Annotated in this window: 16 protein-coding genes; 8 read left to right on the top strand and 8 right to left on the bottom strand. The window is 39.5% G+C overall.

Translation table 11 applies throughout. From position 1 onward, the window contains the following. Nucleotides 1–33: 33 nt before the first annotated feature. From M2419_RS05310 to M2419_RS05290, 5 genes are all read right to left on the bottom strand, one after another. A complete protein-coding gene (locus tag M2419_RS05310; protein WP_182330909.1) occupies nucleotides 34–1,473 on the bottom strand; it encodes a TolC family protein in 1,440 nt (479 codons plus the stop codon). Beyond that, complete coding sequence (locus M2419_RS05305) at nucleotides 1,466–4,627, bottom strand: efflux RND transporter permease subunit (protein WP_182330910.1); 3,162 nt, start codon at nucleotides 4,625–4,627, stop codon at nucleotides 1,466–1,468. Before M2419_RS05305 ends, M2419_RS05310 begins: the two co-directional genes overlap by 8 nt. 16 nt (nucleotides 4,628–4,643) lie before the next feature. Continuing rightward, the gene (locus M2419_RS05300) at nucleotides 4,644–5,723 is read right to left on the bottom strand and encodes an efflux RND transporter periplasmic adaptor subunit (RefSeq protein WP_228280133.1); all 1,080 of its coding nucleotides are present in this window, start codon (nucleotides 5,721–5,723) and stop codon (nucleotides 4,644–4,646) included. A gap of 111 nt (nucleotides 5,724–5,834) precedes the next feature. Continuing rightward, entirely contained in the window at nucleotides 5,835–6,257 is a 423-nt protein-coding gene (locus M2419_RS05295) for a hypothetical protein (protein WP_159731548.1), read from the bottom strand. A 533-nt stretch (nucleotides 6,258–6,790) separates the two neighbouring features. After that, nucleotides 6,791–7,015: a YdeI/OmpD-associated family protein gene (locus M2419_RS05290; protein ID WP_159731546.1), complete on the bottom strand. Its 225-nt coding sequence runs from the start codon at nucleotides 7,013–7,015 to the stop codon at nucleotides 6,791–6,793. Between the two features lie 218 nt (nucleotides 7,016–7,233). On the opposite strand from M2419_RS05290, the gene M2419_RS05285 reads away from it, so the two are divergent. The 7 genes from M2419_RS05285 to M2419_RS05255 all read left to right on the top strand — a co-directional run bounded on the left by M2419_RS05285 (nucleotide 7,234) and on the right by M2419_RS05255 (nucleotide 13,252). Continuing rightward, complete coding sequence (locus M2419_RS05285; RefSeq protein ID WP_259254438.1) at nucleotides 7,234–8,259, top strand: NAD(P)-dependent alcohol dehydrogenase; 1,026 nt, start codon at nucleotides 7,234–7,236, stop codon at nucleotides 8,257–8,259. Nucleotides 8,260–8,486: 227 nt separating this feature from the next. Next, complete coding sequence (locus M2419_RS05280; protein WP_159731542.1) at nucleotides 8,487–9,338, top strand: universal stress protein; 852 nt, start codon at nucleotides 8,487–8,489, stop codon at nucleotides 9,336–9,338. A 197-nt stretch (nucleotides 9,339–9,535) separates the two neighbouring features. After that, on the top strand, nucleotides 9,536–10,348 hold the full coding sequence (locus M2419_RS05275; protein ID WP_182330912.1) for a family 16 glycosylhydrolase: 813 nt from the start codon (nucleotides 9,536–9,538) through the stop codon (nucleotides 10,346–10,348). 39 nt (nucleotides 10,349–10,387) lie between these two features. Continuing rightward, nucleotides 10,388–11,122, top strand: coding sequence for a YoaK family protein (locus tag M2419_RS05270; RefSeq protein WP_182330913.1), 735 nt, complete (start codon nucleotides 10,388–10,390; stop codon nucleotides 11,120–11,122). A gap of 32 nt (nucleotides 11,123–11,154) precedes the next feature. Further along, on the top strand, nucleotides 11,155–11,994 hold the full coding sequence (locus M2419_RS05265; protein WP_182330914.1) for a helix-turn-helix domain-containing protein: 840 nt from the start codon (nucleotides 11,155–11,157) through the stop codon (nucleotides 11,992–11,994). A 67-nt stretch (nucleotides 11,995–12,061) separates the two neighbouring features. Continuing rightward, nucleotides 12,062–12,676 (top strand): DUF417 family protein, encoded by a 615-nt coding sequence (locus M2419_RS05260; protein ID WP_153845266.1) that lies wholly within the window; start codon nucleotides 12,062–12,064, stop codon nucleotides 12,674–12,676. 168 nt (nucleotides 12,677–12,844) lie between these two features. Continuing rightward, entirely contained in the window at nucleotides 12,845–13,252 is a 408-nt protein-coding gene (locus M2419_RS05255; protein ID WP_182330915.1) for a hypothetical protein, read from the top strand. Nucleotides 13,253–13,310: 58 nt separating this feature from the next. On the opposite strand, the gene M2419_RS05250 is transcribed toward M2419_RS05255, so the two are convergent. Together M2419_RS05250 and M2419_RS05245 are read right to left on the bottom strand one after the other, a co-directional pair. Then, entirely contained in the window at nucleotides 13,311–13,487 is a 177-nt protein-coding gene (locus tag M2419_RS05250) for a DUF6496 domain-containing protein (protein WP_182330916.1), read from the bottom strand. Nucleotides 13,488–13,597: 110 nt separating this feature from the next. After that, nucleotides 13,598–15,406, bottom strand: a complete 1,809-nt coding sequence (locus M2419_RS05245) for a glycoside hydrolase family 2 protein (protein ID WP_259254436.1) — start codon at nucleotides 15,404–15,406, stop codon at nucleotides 13,598–13,600. A gap of 69 nt (nucleotides 15,407–15,475) precedes the next feature. Here M2419_RS05245 and M2419_RS05240 point away from each other — a divergent pair, with 69 nt between their 5' ends. Next, nucleotides 15,476–15,670 carry a hypothetical protein gene (locus M2419_RS05240; RefSeq protein WP_259254435.1) on the top strand — a complete coding sequence of 65 codons (195 nt, stop codon included), beginning with the start codon at nucleotides 15,476–15,478 and terminating at the stop codon, nucleotides 15,668–15,670. A gap of 8 nt (nucleotides 15,671–15,678) precedes the next feature. On the opposite strand, the gene M2419_RS05235 is transcribed toward M2419_RS05240, so the two are convergent. Beyond that, nucleotides 15,679–17,718: a M13 family metallopeptidase gene (locus tag M2419_RS05235; protein WP_120336360.1), complete on the bottom strand. Its 2,040-nt coding sequence runs from the start codon at nucleotides 17,716–17,718 to the stop codon at nucleotides 15,679–15,681. Between the last annotated feature and the right edge of the window lie 330 nt (nucleotides 17,719–18,048).

The following is an 18,048-nucleotide window of genomic DNA, read 5'->3' as shown; positions in this document are numbered from 1 at the left end:
TCCCCAACATATAAAAACTAAAATTAAATTGTGCTATTGATGATCCCATCCACCACCTAGGGATCTGTATATCGCTACGCTTGCTTTGAGTTGGTTGACCTTTTTCTCAACGAGCTCAAATTTGGATTCCAGGGCATCGCGTTGTGTCAGCAGAACCTCCATATAATCTGCGCGGGCGTATTTAAAGAGGTCGTTGGAAATACCGATAGACTCATTTAATGCATCGACTTCCTTGGTCTTAATTTGTAGGCCATTCTCGAGATTTTTAATTTTGGAGAGCTGGTTTGCAACTTCAATATAAGCCGCCAATATGGTCTGTTCATAATGGTAAACAGCCTGAACCTGTCGTGCATTTGCGCTATAATACGCGGCTTTAATTGCCCGTTTGTTGATCAAAGGGGCAGTAAGTTCACCAACGAGGGAAGAGAGAAAGGCTTCCGGTTTGATGAGATAAGTCGGATCAAAAGCTTGAAAACCTACTCCCGCCGCAATGTCCAAAGAAGGGTAAAAGCGGGCTTTGGCCGATTTGATGTCCAGTTTGGAGGCTGCAAGTTCATATTCGGCCTGCTTTATATCCGGTCTGTTTTCCAGAAGGTCGGCCGGGATGCCCGCATAAACGGTTTGTGGAACAAGCTTATCAAAGGATTGTTGATCCCTTTGAACCGGCTGCGGGAATCTTCCAACAAGGTAGTTTATTCTATTTTCTGTTTCTGTGATCTTCTGCTTGATATCATATTGCATACCTTGGGTTTTCAATATTTGGGCTTCAAATCTTTTGACGGCAAGTTTATTGGATCGCGCATTTTTCTTCAAGTCATTTACCACGACCAGTGCATCGTTTTGAATCTTTACATTCTCATTGATAACCAAGAGTTCGTTGTCCAGCGCCAGGAGTTCATAATAAGAATCTGCAATTTCAGCGATCAGGTGAGTTACCATAAAGTTTTTGCCTTCCACGCTGGCAAAATACCTTTGCAGCTGCGCTTTGGTCGCATTGTGGAGTTTACCCCAGATATCTGTTTCCCATTGTGCCTGTACACCAACTCCAAAATCAAATAGCGGTTCCGGCATTTCGCGTCCGGGTTCGATTTCCGTATTCTTTTCCATCGCTCCAATGTTTGTGTAGCGACTAACTTTGTCGACCCCGGCGCCAACTTTTACACCTACGGAAGGTAGATATTCACCTTTTTTGGCGCTTACCTCATTTTTGGCTATTTCAATTTCCTGAAGCATAATATGTAGCTCCTGGTTGTTTGCTAGTGCTTGACCGATCAGTCCTTGTAGATTGGGATCGCTGAAATAGCTGTTCCATTTGATTTTTCCTGTATTCACGGTGTCGCTGTCAGCATCGCTATATTTCCCAGGAACGGTTCTATTTTCGGCACGTTGTTTTATTTCCAGTGGTTTGCAGGCTGCAAGACTAAGCAAGAAAAGTGCGAAACCTGTATAGTGATATAATCTGTTCTTATTCATAATGTATCATGTCTTCGCTTAATGGTGATTCGTCTTCGGCTTGGATCATTTTTCTTCCGTCAGCCAATTTTGCAAAAATGTAGTAAAGTCCGGGAATGACAATAACGCCAAAGATTGTTCCGACGAGCATACCTCCCAGTGCTGAGGCACCTATGGTGTGGTTACCGATAGCTCCGGCACCACTGGCAAAGACAAGTGGTACAAGTCCAGCGATAAATGCAAATGAGGTCATGAGGATCGGTCTGAAACGCGCTCGTGAGCCCTCAATAGCTGCTTCCAATATGCTATCGCCAGCTTGGCGCCTTTTCACGGCAAATTCTACGATAAGCACCGCATTTTTACCCAATAAACCAATAATCATGATCAGTCCGACCTGTGCATAGATATCATTTTCAAGTCCCATAACTTTTAATAGGAAGAATGATCCAAATACACCAACTGGTAGCGACAACAATACCGCAAACGGAATGATGAAGCTTTCGTACTGCGCAGCAAGTACAAGATATACGAAGACTAAGACGACTAAAAAGACATAAACGGCTTCGTTTCCACGTTGAGCCTCATCATAGGACAAGCCCTCCCAGGCAACTTTATAGCCATGTGGTAATGTTTGAAGTGCAGTTTCGTTGATTGCCTGAATAGCGTCGGCCGTTGTATACCCATTTGCCGGAAGTCCACGGATGGCGGCCGAATTGTACATGTTGTAGCGCGTGATTTCGTTTGGTCCCTGTGTTTTTTTTAGGGTCATAAAGGCCGAATAAGGAACCATTTGGTCATGATCGTTTTTGACGTAAAGGTTCATGATATCGGAAGGTAACCTTCTAAATTCTGGTGAAGATTGTACATAAACCTTGAAGAATTGACCGAAACGGATAAAACCCTGCTCATAGGTACTACCGATAAGGATATTGAGGTTGTCCATGGCTTTACCAATGGAAACGCCTTTTTGCATGGCGGCGTTATTGTCAAATACCAATTCGTATTGTGGGTAGTTGGCGGCAAAGAATGTAAAGACCCCGGTCAGTTCCTTACGTTTCTTTAGATTAGCGATAAACGCTTTATTTACTTTATCGAAATCTTGGTAATCGGTGGTCCTATTGAGGTCCAGCAGGCGCATGGAGAAACCTCCAGAAGAACCAAAACCCGGAACAGCGGGAGGTTCGAAGAATTCAACCGTTGCACCTAGATTTTTTGATTTTTCTTCAAGTTCTTCCATGATCTCTTTAACGGAGTGTTCACGTTCACCCCAGGTTTTGAGGTTGATAAGACAGGTTCCGGCATTCGATCCACGACCTTCGGTCATGATTTCATAACCTGCCAGTGATGAGACAGATTCAACCCCATCTACCCCTTGACAGATCTTCTGGAGCTCTCTAGAAAGCTTATTGGTCTGTTCCAATGTTGATCCTGGAGGAGTCTGAATAATGGCATATATTGTGCCTTGGTCCTCACTCGGTATAAAACCTCCTGGAAGCGTTTTGTTAATGACGAAAATTCCGACACAGAATGCTATTAAGATACCCCATGTAATCACTCTTCGGCTGGCAATTTTACGAAGTAAGGAGGCATACTTGCCCGTTATTTTATCAAAAGTACGGTTAAAAAGGTCGAGCGATTTAGTGAATACGTTTGATTTTTTGGGTTTACCATGGTTATTTTTTAGGAGCATCGCAGCCAGCACAGGAGTAAGGGTTAATGCGACTACTGCAGATATCACGATGGAACTGGCCATGGTAATTGAAAATTGACGGTAAAATGTTCCGACAGGACCTGTCATAAATGAAATGGGGATAAAAACGGCAACCATAACAGCTGTAATAGCGATAATAGCACCTGCGATTTCGGCCATGACTTCTTTTACAGCACTGTACGGCGATATGGCACTTTCTTCCATTTTGGCATGTACTGCTTCAATGACCACAATGGCATTGTCTACGACAATCCCGATGGCAAGCACCAACGCAAACAAGGTCACTAAGTTGATCGACATGCCGAACCATTGGATGACGAAGAATGTACCTATCAGCGAAACGGGCACGGCGATGATCGGAATCAAAGTCGAACGCCAGTCGCCAAGGAAAATAAACACAACAATGGCAACTAAAATAAAAGCATCGCGTAGGGTATGCATCACCTGTTCGATAGAAGCATCCAAGAATTGGGATACGTCATAACTGATTTTATAGTCTATACCTGGGGGAAAGTTACCTTTCATCTCCGCAAGCTTTGCCTTCACATCTTTAATAACGTCATTGGCATTACTACCATAATTCTGTTTCAACACAATCGAAGCCGAGGGATGCCCGTCTAAATTGGAATAGATGTCAAAGAATTCACTTCCCAGTTCGACTTTAGCTACGTCTTTTAACTTGATGTTTTCACCGTCGCCGTTTGCGCGAACGATAATATTGTCATATTCTTCAGGTGTATTGTATTGCCCTTTATAGGTTAGGACATATTCGAGGGATTGCGCTGCAATACCCGAGCTTTGCCCCAGTCGACCGGGACGGCCGATGATACTTTGTTCTCCTATCGCTTTCATCACTTCGTCAACTGACAAGCTGTAAGCGCGCATACGGTCGGGATTTAACCAGACGCGCATGGCATATCTACGGCTACCTAAGATTTGCGATTTGGCGATACCATGAATACGATTGATTTCAGGAATGATGTTTACAGTTGCGTAGTTGTACAAGAACTTTTCATCCATGCTTTTATTCGTACTGTAAAGATTCACGTACATCAGCATACTGGGCTGAATTGGATTGACGACGACTCCTTCCTTTTGAACAAGTTCAGGCAATAGTGGCATAACTTGATCCACCCGGGTTTTCACCAGTACTACGGCATCGTTGGGGTCTGTTCCAGGGTCAAATACGACGTTTACGGTCGCTTCACCGGCACTGGTCGCATCGGTTGCGATATAGCGCATTCCCTGTACACCATTGATTGCATTCTCCAGTGTAATCAGGGAGGATTTTACAAGTACATCAGCACTTGCACCAGGATAGGCAATGGAGACCGCAACTGTAGTCGGTGCGATTTTTGGAAATTGCTCTGTAGGAAGTTGCTTTATGGCCAAACCTCCGATAAATAGGATTACAACCGATATAACAATAGCAAATACCGGTCGGTGTATTACTTTTTTAAACATAATGCTGCTTTTTTAATTACTCTGCATATAAATCTAAGTTTGACATGACTTTCTCCGGAGTCTGATATTTGGATTCAATAGTCTGGTTTTCCTGTACCATGCGAAGTCCATTCAGTAGAATCTTTTCGTCCTTGCCCAATCCGGAAGAAACAACATAGATATGCGGCAGTTCGGCAGCAACTTTTATTTCTCTTGCTTTTACTTTATTATCTTTTGTAATAACGTAAACATATTTTTTTTCAAGCTCCTCGAATGTAGCTTTCTGCGGTATCATAAGCGCATTATTATAGGGCGATGTAATGACGATATTACCTGTCTCGCCATAACGCAATAATCCCTTTGGATTTGGAAAAGTCGCTCTGTAGGCAATATTTCCAGTTTCATTATTGAAGTCTGATTCAATTGTTTCAACAATACCCTCATGACCGAATTCTTTTCCATTGGCCATGTTTAACCGTACATGCAGCGGGCTATTGTCTTTTTTTGCGTCCATTTGATTGAGGTATTCGACTTCGGGGACATTGAAGTAAACCCACATTTTACTGTTATCGGACAATTCTGTGATCAACTCGCCTTCATCGACAAGACTTCCTTTACGGACATGAAGCTTACCAACGATGCCGGAAAACGGTGCTACGATGTCAGTAAATTTGAGATGCGTATTCATAGCGGCTAGCTCAGCTTTGGCTTTTTCATATTTTGCTTTTGCCATTTCAGTTTCCTGCGGAGCGACAATCTCTTTTTCGGACAGATTTTTGGTGTTCTGATATTCGATTTCAGCATATTTTACCTCTGCTTTAGCACGATTAACATCGGACTCATAGAGGTTGGGCATGATTTTAAAGAGGGGTTGTCCTTTTTGTACAAATTGACCTTCATCGACAAATATCGATTGAATGTAGCCTTTTTCTTGCGCACGCAATTCAATATGGTTGATCGAACGGATTTGGGCGACATAATCTTTATTGACAATTGTATCTTTGACCAAAGGAGTAGTGACGTTGAAAACTGCAGCTTCTTTTTTGTCTTTTTTTTCTGACTGACAGCTTGTAGATAGAATAATAAGGCACAGGCTTATATACATAAAGCTTCTCATGACCATGATAATAGTTTTTTAATAATTTTCGAAAAATTGAACAATAGTGTGACATGCTTCCAGGTGATTTTGAAAGCTATTTTGATGTTTTTTTAAGAAATTATTAAAAAATCACAGCCTGAATACACTGTAATGGATGTATAGGGCGTTTTTTCGTGAAGTAAGCTGGTTGGAATTTGCAAGCGAAACTGCTGTGCGTGTATTGTGAAATTGAGGATGGATATAGGCGGCTAGATTTCCAAAACCATCTCCTGTAAGTGCGAATAAATTCGGGCTATTGGAATCACTTCCCGTGTCGTCGTTTTCATTATCATTTTCTGAAAAATAAGCCCTTAGTTTTTCATGCCGATGACGTTTAGTTTTGCGAATAACTTTGGTCTCATAACCTTCGCTTTTTACTTGCTTGTTGAAGTGATTGACAGCATGAAGATTGCAGGAGGGGATATTATTTGGTGTTGCCACATGATACCAGCCAAAACTGATAAGTATTGCGCAAACCACGCCGAACAGATATTGATGGAATTTTCCTTGCATCCTTGAAAGCAAATGTAATTAAACTTTAAAAATGATACAAGTGATTTAGGTATGGAAATTTTAAAGTTTATGTAATATTGTTACAAAGTGTTTAAACTGACGGTGTTTTAGTGATTAATTGTGTAAAAATTGCTCAAATTCCGTTTTTGAAATTGTGTTTAGGTGATATTTTTAAAAAATATGACCTAAATAGCTTTAGTTTTCTTCAATGGGTTATGTTTTTAGGTGTTTTTCGAATTTATTTTCGTTGTTTTTTAGTTTGATGTTCTTTCGAATGAGCTGGGGAAGTGGAAATTACACTTTTTTTATTCTCTAATAGGTGAAAGCGTTTGTCCTACTTTTATGCTGTTGTGAATGAGTTTTTTAAAAAAAGTTTGCTTGATTGAAAAGTGACTTGTTCTTTTATAGGGTACTTTGCTATCGCTTGATCTAGTTTATTGAGGCGGCCCTGATCTATTCTTACAATTGGGCAAAAATGGCTTACGGTACTTTTTGATAAGTAGGTAGCAAGCGTAATGCCCAATTGGCTTGTTCTAGACCGTTTTAAGGGTTTTCTGATTATTTCGTAGCATTTGTATTGCTTTTTCAGCTCTTGTCTTTCGGGTTTGTTCCTGTTTTGCTGATCCAACCCAATCACAATAGCCTTGTTTGTATGATTTGGAAAGTGTTTCAAAAAAAGCATTGGCTTTTTCGTCCATATCCAACAATTGTTGGAGTTCCATAGGGACGCCTTCAATATGTTCACCTTTTTTTAGCATGTATTTTATCATTTGATTCCCGATAAAAATACATAAATATCCTCGGGTTGCCGGCCTTTATTGCATGAATACTTTTGACTTGCCCATTAGGTAATACGATCAGGGGATTGCAGTACTTTTTCTTGAAATAAGACTTACAAGTTGCCGCTGTCTTCATATGCGTTGAAACATATATCGTTCTTATTTGTTTTTCTATTAGTCAACAAAAATTTTTCAATATGAAAGCAGTACGTTTTTTTGGGCATAAAGATGTCCGCGTTGTAAATGATATGGTCAAGCCCGTTCCTAAGGGTGATGAAGTGTTACTAAAAATTGGTGGCGCAGGTGTTTGTCATTCTGATCTCCACATTATAGATGAGGGGACCGTTGTAGGTACGGTATTTACCTTGGGACACGAAAATGCGGGCTGGATTGAAGAAGTTGGATCGGATGTAAAAGACTATAAAAAAGGAGACGCGGTACTGGTCTATGGCCCTTGGGGTTGTGGGCACTGTAAACCCTGTCAGCAATCAAAGGAAAATTATTGTGATCACCAGTCTGAAATGGCTTATGGTGGTGGGCTAGGCCTTGATGGTGGGATGGCGGAATATATGCTTGTCCCTTCTTCCCGTTTACTGGTCCCAATTTATGACTTAGATCCAGTCATTGCTGCGCCATTAACGGATGCGGCACTTACTCCTTATTCGGCGATAAAGCGTTCGATAGGCAAATTGACAGCAGATGAGTATGTGGTTGTGATCGGAGTTGGAGGTTTGGGCCATGTTGCCTTGCAAATACTAAATGAAGTAAGCGCGAGTTCAATTATCGCCTGTGATGTCACCGAAGAAAAACTAGCCTTTGCTAAAGAACTGGGCGCAGCCTATGCGGTTAATTCGAAAGATGCAAATGCAGCCGAACAAATCAATAAGATTACTGGAATTAAAAAAGCTAAAGTTGTGATTGATTTTGTCGGCGCAACATCGACTATAGATCTAGGAACAAAGGTTGTTGGTTTGGATGGTGACCTGACAATTGTTGGATTAGGTGGGGGACACTACCAGTACAATATGTCGGTGCTTCCTTTTGGTGTGAGTATGACAAACCCATATTGGGGCTCGCGGGTTGAGCTTATGGAAGTTGTAGGTTTGGCTAGGCAAAGGAAGATTCATATTGAAATTGAGCAGTTTAAGCTTGATCAGGCTAACGAAGTTTATGATCGAATGCGCAACGGTAAGATCAAAGGAAGGGCTGTACTGATTCCTTAGTAAAAAAAAAGTCTATCTTTTTAGTAGTTTATTTTGGTTTTTATCTTTTTGATGCTTATCTTTGTTGTATCATAATTTAGGTTTATAATTGGTTATTTAAGGTTTTCATTCTCCCCGTTTGAAAACCTTTTTTTTAAAGTCTCTCTTTTGATTTTTTATTAAAAACCTTCTGCCTTCTTTACTGTTGTAATACTAATAATCCGCGCTGATTTATCTGCAAAATATTTATGGACAAAACAATTCTCGTACTCACCGATTTTTCTGAAAACTCATGGACTGCTATTCGATATGCGGCGAATCTGGCTAAAAAATTTAATTGGACAGTAGAGCTTCTGCATACTTATACTATCCCAATAAAAGACAGTGTCCATGCGAAAATGGAGAATATGTTTTTGACGCCTCAGAAGGAAGAGGCTGAAGGCATGCTCAAGGACTGGCAGATACGTATCGACGATGAATTTCCTGATCTCAGCTGTAAAACCGTAAGTTTGCCCGGCGACTTGGAAAAAACGGTACTAAACTTACTACAAGAAAAGGAATATCGCTTTATCGTTATGGGAGCTAAGGGTAAAGGTATGATACAAAAAGCGGTCTTGGGAAGCAATACCTTCGCCCTGATAAAAAAGAGTCCAATTGGTGTCTTGGCAGTACCGATCACTTTCCAAAAATTTAGGTTACAAAATATCGGATTACTGAGCAATTTTAAAGCGTCCGAATATGATCTACTCGACAGTTTCATCTTACGTGTACCGGAGAAATTTAATCTCAGCCTGTTGCACGTAACACAAAAGTATATCTCTCCAAAACAAGAAGATATTGAAGACTGGAAACAAAAGCTATCTGTCCAATTTTCGTTTAATAAAATTGATTATGTGGAAAAAAATGCGGTCAATCGCTTAGATTACAATATGCCTATACCGCGTTGCATCGACTACATGGTAGAAATCGAAGCTATTGATCTTTTACTTGTGTCGTACAGTCCTAAAAGTTTTTTCAAAAGTATATTTTCCAGAAATCTTACGAAAGCAATTTATCGTAATCTGACGGTTCCTACTTTTTTTAAGCGTAATTTATATTAATTGTCGGTAATCTCCTCCTTTTTATTACTATCCATTGGTTAATTGTACACGGTTTAGTAAGTAGAAAATGATTGCACTAAAGTTAATAGCCGTGATTTTATGATTGCTAACTGAAATTTAAATCGCCTCTCCGATATGAAGTAATGTATTCGTATTTTTCATTAGCTTTATACATAGTTGTATAAAATATAAACATAATGAGCCTTTGGATACTTCCTTTGATCACAATACTTTCCGCAAGTCCCGATAGTACGCATGCAGGAGAATATAAGTTTGCTGAAACGCCCAGTTGGAGTGATGAGTTTGATTACAATGGTCTGCCAGACGCAAAAAAATGGGGATATGATGTAGGCTCCTTGCATAATGGTTGGGGAAATCATGAACTTCAATACTATACAGATGCAAACAGGAAAAATGCAAGTGTGGCAAATGGTGTTTTACGTATTACTGCAATAAAAGAACAATATGAAGGGTTGGACTATACTTCTGCTAGGCTGGTCAGTAAGAACAAGGGCGATTTTCTGTATGGTCGATTTATAGTCCGAGCCAAGGTACCGAAAGGGAAAGGTACGTGGGCAGCCGCTTGGATGTTGCCGACAGATTGGGTTTACGGAGGATGGCCACATTCGGGAGAAATAGATATCATGGAGCATGTCGGTTATGCCGAGAATGCAATACATATTACCGTTCATACAAAGGACTATAATCATTCCATTGGAACTCAAAAAGGAGTGATGAAGCGAATTGATCAGGCAACATCGGAGTTTCATGATTATCGGATAGACTGGACCCCCGAGTATATCCGGGGTTTCGTGGATGATGTACAGATCTATAGTTTTCCGAATGAAGGAAAAGGCAATGGCGTGTGGCCATTTGATAAAAGATTTCATTTACTATTGAATCTAGCCGTTGGTGGAGATTGGGGCGGTGTGCAAGGCATCGATGCCAGCGCATTTCCTACAGAGATGGAGGTGGATTATGTCAGGGTATATGATTTACTGAAACCTTAAATGAATCTTATTTTCTCTAATTTATAAAGATTAATTCAAATGTTTAGGCATCAAGGGAGAGGAAGGAATTATACTCATAATTTGAAGTTAGCCTCTATTTTGTCTTGTGTTGCAGGCCTGGTTAATATTACAGGTGTTCTTGCCGTTGGCACTTTAACAACAAATGTCACAGGTCACTTCGCATTTTTTTCAGAACAGTTGATTTTAATGAATTACAAGATGGCTTTGATTTATTTGTTATACATTGCTTTCTTTTTAATGGGAGCATCCGTTTCAGGTTTTATCGTAGAATTAGCCTCAAAAAATAAATCACATAACGCCTATATCATTCCAATTTGTATCGAGTCTATTATCTTAATTAATGTAGGACTGCTCCCAGCTTTCGTTAAAGCAGGACCAACGTTTCCAGCAATAATTTCATTTGCCCTTCTTTTTGCTATGGGACTTCAAAATGCCCTGGTAACGAAGGTGTCACAATCAGTTGTCAGAACGACGCATTTGACCGGATTGTTTACTGATCTTGGTATTGAACTTTCACAGTTGCTTTTTTATAGAGAAATTGCTGAGAAAGTGAAATTACACAAAAGTATTTTTCTTAAGTTGATGATTATTGGAGGCTTTTTTATCGGGGGAATTATAGGTGGTTTTATGTTTCAATATTTTAAATTGAAAACATTGTTGTTACCCGCTACTATGCTTTTGTTTGCCTTATGGTATGACCATATTCTACTTAAGTTTTATCATTTGAAGCGAAGCTTAAGACCGGATGAATAGGTTCGATTAAATTCATATTTTAGCTTAATAACATGAACTATTCCCATATCCTGTTTGAAAAATTAGTATTATCTGCCGGTAGATTCAACATTAGTGAACCATTGTACTGCATTCTTTTATTTGAAAAAGCGGCGAGTTTTTCGGTTGATTTGGTGACATACCATGCGGATCCTAAAAGTATTTTGTTTTTGTCTCCCTATCAGTTGTTTACGATGGATGTCGTGCTGAAAAGTACTTTCAGTGTGCTAAAATTTCACGGCGATTTTTATTGTATAGAATATCATAAAGATGAAGTTGCCTGTAATGGAATTCTATTCAACAACATCTACCAGCAACCTCATGTGTTGCTCTCAGCAGCTATTTATCAAGAGATATCAACGATCATGGAAAAAATAGATCAGCTCAAAATGTCGTCGGAATCCTATGATCAGTCATTGAGCAGAACCTATCTACAGCTGATTTTAGCGCTGGCGAGTAGAGAAAAGCTACTTTTTAACGACGTACAAAAACCGTATTGGGCTCATAGAGATATTATTGATGACTTTGAGCAGTTTTTGGAAAAGAATTATAAAGCGCATAAAGAAGTTACCTTTTATTCAGCGAACTATGGTTTAAGTCCAGCCGTTTTTACGAAAAAAATAAAATTGAAATGGGGAAAATCCCCTTCAAAGTTGATCCAGGAACGCCTCGTATTGGAAAGTAAAAGACAACTCCATTTGACGGCCAAAAGTATTAAAGAAATAGCAGCCGATTTGCAGTACAAAGACGAGTTTTATTTCAGTAGATTTTTTAAGAAGATGGTAGGCGTATCTCCTAAGGTATTTCGAAAGCGTGTCGGTTTATCAATTGTTGCCGAAAAGTCTATGTTATAGATCTATTTGTCCATGTCGTGGATTTAAGCCATTGTTTAGTTTTGCATGGTATTAAACAAACTACATTATGGAGAAAATAATAAAGCTATTGGCAAAGTCGCAATATACCTTTACTAACTTTGCTAGAATTTCAATTTTTATTGTGATGGCATGGATTGGAGGATTAAAAGCATTTCAATATGAAGCTGATGGTATCGTTCCTTTTGTTATTAATAGTCCGGCAATGCGTTTTTTTTATCATAATACGGAAAAACGAGTGTTGGATAAAAATGGAGAGCTAATACCGGAATACCAGTTGTTTAAAAACCCAGAGGGCCGTGTCGTAAAGAAAAATATTGCATGGCACCAAGAAAATGGAACCTATATTTTCTCTTATATACTTGGCTTTGTAATTGTTTCAATTGGTCTGATGATATTTTTAGGTATCTGGTATCCTAAAATCGGAGTCTTGGGGGCGTTGTTTACAGTGCTTATGTCATTGGTTACGCTTTCTTTCTTGATAACAACACCAGAAGCGTTTGTGCCAAAGCTAGATGGGGATTTCCCGTCACCTAATTATGGTTTTCCTTATTTATCTGCGGCCGGTAGATTAGTCCTGAAAGATGTAATTATGCTTGCAGCAGCATTGATCATTGCAGCAGAAAGTGCCAGCCGTCTGATAAAAAAATCGGATATAAAATAAAGACAGATAGTTTTTGTTTTTGAATTAGCAGCAGGTTGTTTGCTGGAGGCGCAATAACGACTCAGGGGAAATCAGCTAACTTTTGGAAGGTATCTTTGATGCCAGCTGTATTTTGGCAGCATCTTTGTATCTCGTCGTTAAACTATATTGAGTTATACCGCGAACGATATGAAAATAATACGAACGACCCTTCCATTTCTTCTATTTAGTTTCATCCTTTTAGTTGGATGCAACAATAGTCAACAGATCAGGATGATTGATAAAGATGGGAACACACATTTATTGACAAGAGAAGGTGATCGAAAAGGAGAATTGGGACTGCAGCGTATCATCGCTCGTGGCAATGATACAGTAATAACGATTGATGGTGCAGGTCATAAAATGATATGGACAGCTTCAGATGTGACCAATATTGATACAACAAAGATTCAATATTATCTCAAAAAGAGAAATGGAAGCAGTGTTCATATTTATACACCCGTAGATGTAAATCAAAATTTTATAGATGTCGAGGATAGTCAAAATGTTTTGTCAGATCCTTATGATGGTACAGATAAGAAAAAATCCATACTGTAGATTGCCGCATGAAAAAGCATAATTTGGGCTAAAGAGAAAATCCTAGCAAGTTTACTTGCTAGGATTTTTTTTTGGGTACTTTGGCACCTTCTTTTTTGGCTTCGGAGAGGCCAATGGCAATCGCCTGTTTTCGTGATGTTACCTTTTTTCCGCTACCAGATTTTAATTTTCCCGCTTTCATTTCGTGCATCGTCTTTTCAACTTTCTCAGATGCTTTTTCTGAATATTTTGCCATAATAGTGTTACACCTTGAACTGTTATTAAACACTTCTGCAAAAAGAACAGCTGTTTCAGTTGAATCGTTTGAAAATTCTTTGAGAGCGAAATAGCGAACATCTTTATCCGCTAATTCAATTCATTTCCAGCTTTAATCACGGCTTGGTTGACGGCTTTTATTCTTTCAAGAACCATTTTTTGTATTTTACGGTCGTAAGTCAATAGTCCATTGACTTCGTGTTCCACGTCGGTAGTTTGCGTATAAATAGCAACACTCAGTCCTTTGTATCGGAGCAATTGTTCGACATTATCCATTAGGAATATATAACGGTCTGTGAGTGCCTCTATAGTGGGTTCGTATGCATAGGCATTGTTTTCGACAGGCCACATGTGACCGCGGACAAATAAGCCTACGCCACCAAACTCTCCAAGGGAAGCTGCCCGTTTCGAATCAGGTTCTGAGGCACCCTTGGGGCCAACATAGATATGGGTGTCAACAAAATCTCCATTTCCGGGATCACCATAAGCTTTTTGGTAAGATGGATTGTTGTTAAATCCCGAATTACCGTTCACTAAACGTGAAGGGTCATATTGTTTGGTCCAGTCGGTAATATTGCGTACATCGAAAGCGCCCCAGTTTTCGTTAAAAGGAACCCAGGCGATAATGGATGGGGAGTTGTAGTGGTCGTCAATGATGGCCTTGTATTCATCACGAAATGCTTTTCGATAAATCGTAGTATCTTCATCGGGATACCAAAGGCAAGGCATATCTTGCCACACGAGCAGTCCCATTTTATCTGCCCAATAATAGAACCGTTGGGGTTCGGTTTTCATATGCTTACGAATGAGGTTATAACCAGCTTTTTTGGTAAACTCGATGTCATATTTGAGAGCTTCTTCCGTAGGTGCTGTTAGAATACCATCGGGCCAGTATCCCTGATCCAGGAGACCGAGCTGCATCACAAATTTGTCATTCAATAGCGGCCTTACAATTCCGTTTACCTTACCAAGTTTAATATCACGCATACCAAAATAGCTCTTCACCTCGTCGATGATTTCTCCATTATTCCCATGTATACTTAATTTTAAATCGTATAAAAAGGGGGAGTCAGGAGACCAAAGTTTTGGATTTTCTACCGGGATATTAAATTCCATGCCCGACTGAATTACCGTTTTTGAAATTTCTTTTCCCTCGGAAGAAACGATGGCCGTAACTTTTGCCTTCGCTGTGCTAGTGACCTGTATTTTTAGTTGTTTTTCTGCTACTTGAGGTAACAATTTGATTCCCTGTATATGGTTTTTGCTTACTGGTTCCATCCATACAGTTTGCCATATGCCAGAAGAAAATGTATAGTCGCCTCGAGGTCCATTTTTGCCCGAAGGATACTTACCGTCGTTTCTGTCATGCGCTGCAACGACAATGTTATTTGGACCGGCCTTTAAAAACTCAGTGATGTTGATCCAGAAGGAGTCGTAGCCACCTGAATGAGTACCAGCTTTTCTTCCATTTACAAATATGGTCGCATCGTGATCCACTGCACCAAAATGGAGTATAATATCTTTCCCTTTCCAATGATTAGGTAGCTCGAAATTTTTACGATACCACAGATTAATTTCTCGTTTGCGTTGTATTCCGGATAAATAGGACTCTGGACAATAGGGGACAAGAATGCTTTCTCGGCTGTGGTCAAAGGAAATGGGGACAGCAGGATTCAGTGCATTGGGAGCATCTTTTCCACCTATATAATCCCATTTACCGTTGAGACATAGCCATTCATTCCTTTCCATTTGGGGACGTGGATATTCGGAGAGTGGAATTTCTGTTTGCTTGGCTATTGCTGTCCATGGGGTTGAAAGCTGTGGCTGTTGTGCCAAAGCATTAAGCCAACCGAAGAGCGATAGTGCCAGCACAAAAATTGAGGTTTTGGTTTTTATCATGGTATACTTCTTGGTTTTTCAGAATATGAATATAAGTATACTAAAATGATTTAGTGAATTATAAACGAAATGTTACTAGTGCGGCTTTCGATATTGGGCTTGGTTGGTTGGTTGGTTGGTTGGTTGGTTGGTTGGTTGGTTGGTTGGTTGGTTGGTTGGTTGGTTGGTTGGTTGGTTGGTTGGTTGGTTGGTTGGTGCACAAAAGAAATAGATACTGGATTAAACAAAATTACAGGAGCTGCTTTGTTGAGACAGCTCCTGTAGAATGCCTCTTACCAGATTTTGATTCTCTCTTCTGGTGATTTATACAGTTTATCTCCTTGTTTAACATCAAAAGCTTTATAAAAAGCGTCAACATTGATCAATGGACCAAAACTTCTGAAATATCCTGGAGAGTGTGGATCAGTTTTAACTTGGTTGACCATATATTTTTCACTGGATAGGGTTCTCCACACAGTTGCCCAGCTTAGGAAAAAACGTTGATCTTGCGTGTATCCACTTATTTCACCTGGGTTTCCCTTATCTTTTAAATATAGTTGAAGTGCATCGTAAGCAATGTTTACACCTCCTAAATCCGCGATATTTTCACCGTTTGTAAATGTTCCGTTGACGAAAGTGCCTTTTACAGGTTCATATTTATCGTATTGAGCTGCGAGTGTTTTTGTTGCTTTTTCAAAATTGGCTTTATCTTCTGGTGTCCACCAGTCTACCAAGTTTCCGTCCGCATCAAATTGTGCGCCCGAATCGTCAAATCCGTGGCTCATTTCGTGGCCAATTACGGCACCTATACCACCGAAATTGACAGCAGCGTCGGCTTGTGGGTTGAAAAATGGCGGTTGAAGAATAGCGGCCGGAAACACGATCTCATTGTTTACGGGATTGTAATAGGCATTTACTGTTTGTGGAGTCATTCCCCATTCTGATTTGTCAACAGCCTTACCAATTTTAGCCAGATCCTTTTCATATCGCCATGTGGTGATATTTTGGAGGTTAGCATACAGATTACCGCCTTTATTTTCAGATAGAATATTCAATTTAGAATAATCTTTCCATTTGTCCGGATAGGCAACTTTTACAGTGAATTTGTTTAGTTTTTCAAGCGCTTTTCCTTTTGTAGCCGAAGACATCCAGCTCAAATCGTTGATATGCACTGCAAAACTTTTCTTTAAATAGTCGATCAATTCGACCATTTGTGCTTTAGCCTCAGCTGGAAAATATTTTTCGACATATAATTTTCCGAAAGCTTCACCTAATGTGGAATTGATCAGTTCAAATCCTCTTTTATTTAATGCTCTTTGTTCTTGTTGACCTCTTAAATACTTACCATAAAAAGCAAATCGCATGTCTCCTAATTTTTCGCTTAAATAAGAGGCACTACCGTTGATCATATGGAATTTTAAGTAATCTTTAATAACAGGAAGGTTTTGTGCACTGACCAATTTATCGAAGTTCTTGTAATAACCTAATTCCCCAATGATTACTTTTTCTGTATTGACACCTACTTTTTTAAGGTACTCAGGTAGATTTACATTTTTAACCAAGGCGGTTAACTCTGCCATAGTCTGTGGATTGTACTGTAACGTATTATCACGGCTTTGTTCATTGGTCAAGTAGGTCTTCGCAATGCTTTTTTCGTAGTCAACGATTCCTTTTGCGGCAGCATCAGCATTTTTATAGCCTAATTCGGTTAACATGGAAGCTACATATTTTTGATACTCGGCAATAGCTTCGGTATTTTTTTCATTTTCTTTTTGATAATAATCTCTTCCTAGTCCTAAGGAGGCATCTCCTAAGTAGACCGCGTTCATTTTGGAATCTTTTAAATCAGCGTAGACCCCCCAGCCATAGAAATTATTCTCACCTTCTTTCGTTACGGAAGTTAAATAATTCTGAAGATCTTTTAGGTTTTTAATCGCGTCGATTTTGTTTAAATTTCCCTGAATCGGCTTAATACCGTCTGCATTTCTTTTCTGTAAGTTCATGTAAGAAGCATACAGGTCCTGTATTTTTTTGCCCTCACTTCCTTCAGGAAATTTATCTTTTAAAAGTGAGTTCAGAATTTTCATCGAATTGTTGTCCGTATCTTCTGCCAATTTATTGAAGCTTCCCCAAGTGGGTTTGTCAGAAGGAATTTTAGCCGTTTTCATCCAGGTCCCGCTTACGTAGTTGTAAAAGTCATCCTGTGGACGTACAGATTTGTCCATTAAGCTCAGATCAAGTCCTTTGTCGGATCCTGTACCTGCTGTCTGTGCTTCCGCATGCTGTGTGTAAACTCCAGCCAAGAAAATTAGGGCGAGTGTTAATTTTTTCATTGTTGTTTTAATGTTGTATGATTTTCAATAATTTAATCTGGGAGTACGCACAAATTACGGGCAAAATAGCTTATGTTATTTGCTCCGGGTAATTCGATTTGTAGCAGCCATGTCAATAATTAGCGGTGATTTTTTTTAAGCTAAAAAAATCATTTACACAAATGACGGAAAATTCTAATTCAGCAGCAAGTAAATTTGATCATTATCTGTCATTTTATTAAACTAATCGGGTAGAGTAGCATGTTATTCGTTTGCTAACGAATAACATGGATATGCTTTTTAAAGAACGTCCTTTGATGTGTTGTTGAACGCTCCGCTATCTGACTTAGC

The organism is Sphingobacterium sp. BIGb0116, assembly GCF_024808035.1.
Taxonomy (GTDB): Bacteria; Bacteroidota; Bacteroidia; order Sphingobacteriales; family Sphingobacteriaceae; genus Sphingobacterium; species Sphingobacterium paramultivorum.
The sequence above is the reverse complement of the archived record's forward strand: the minus strand, read 5'-3'. Positions and strand labels throughout refer to the sequence as shown.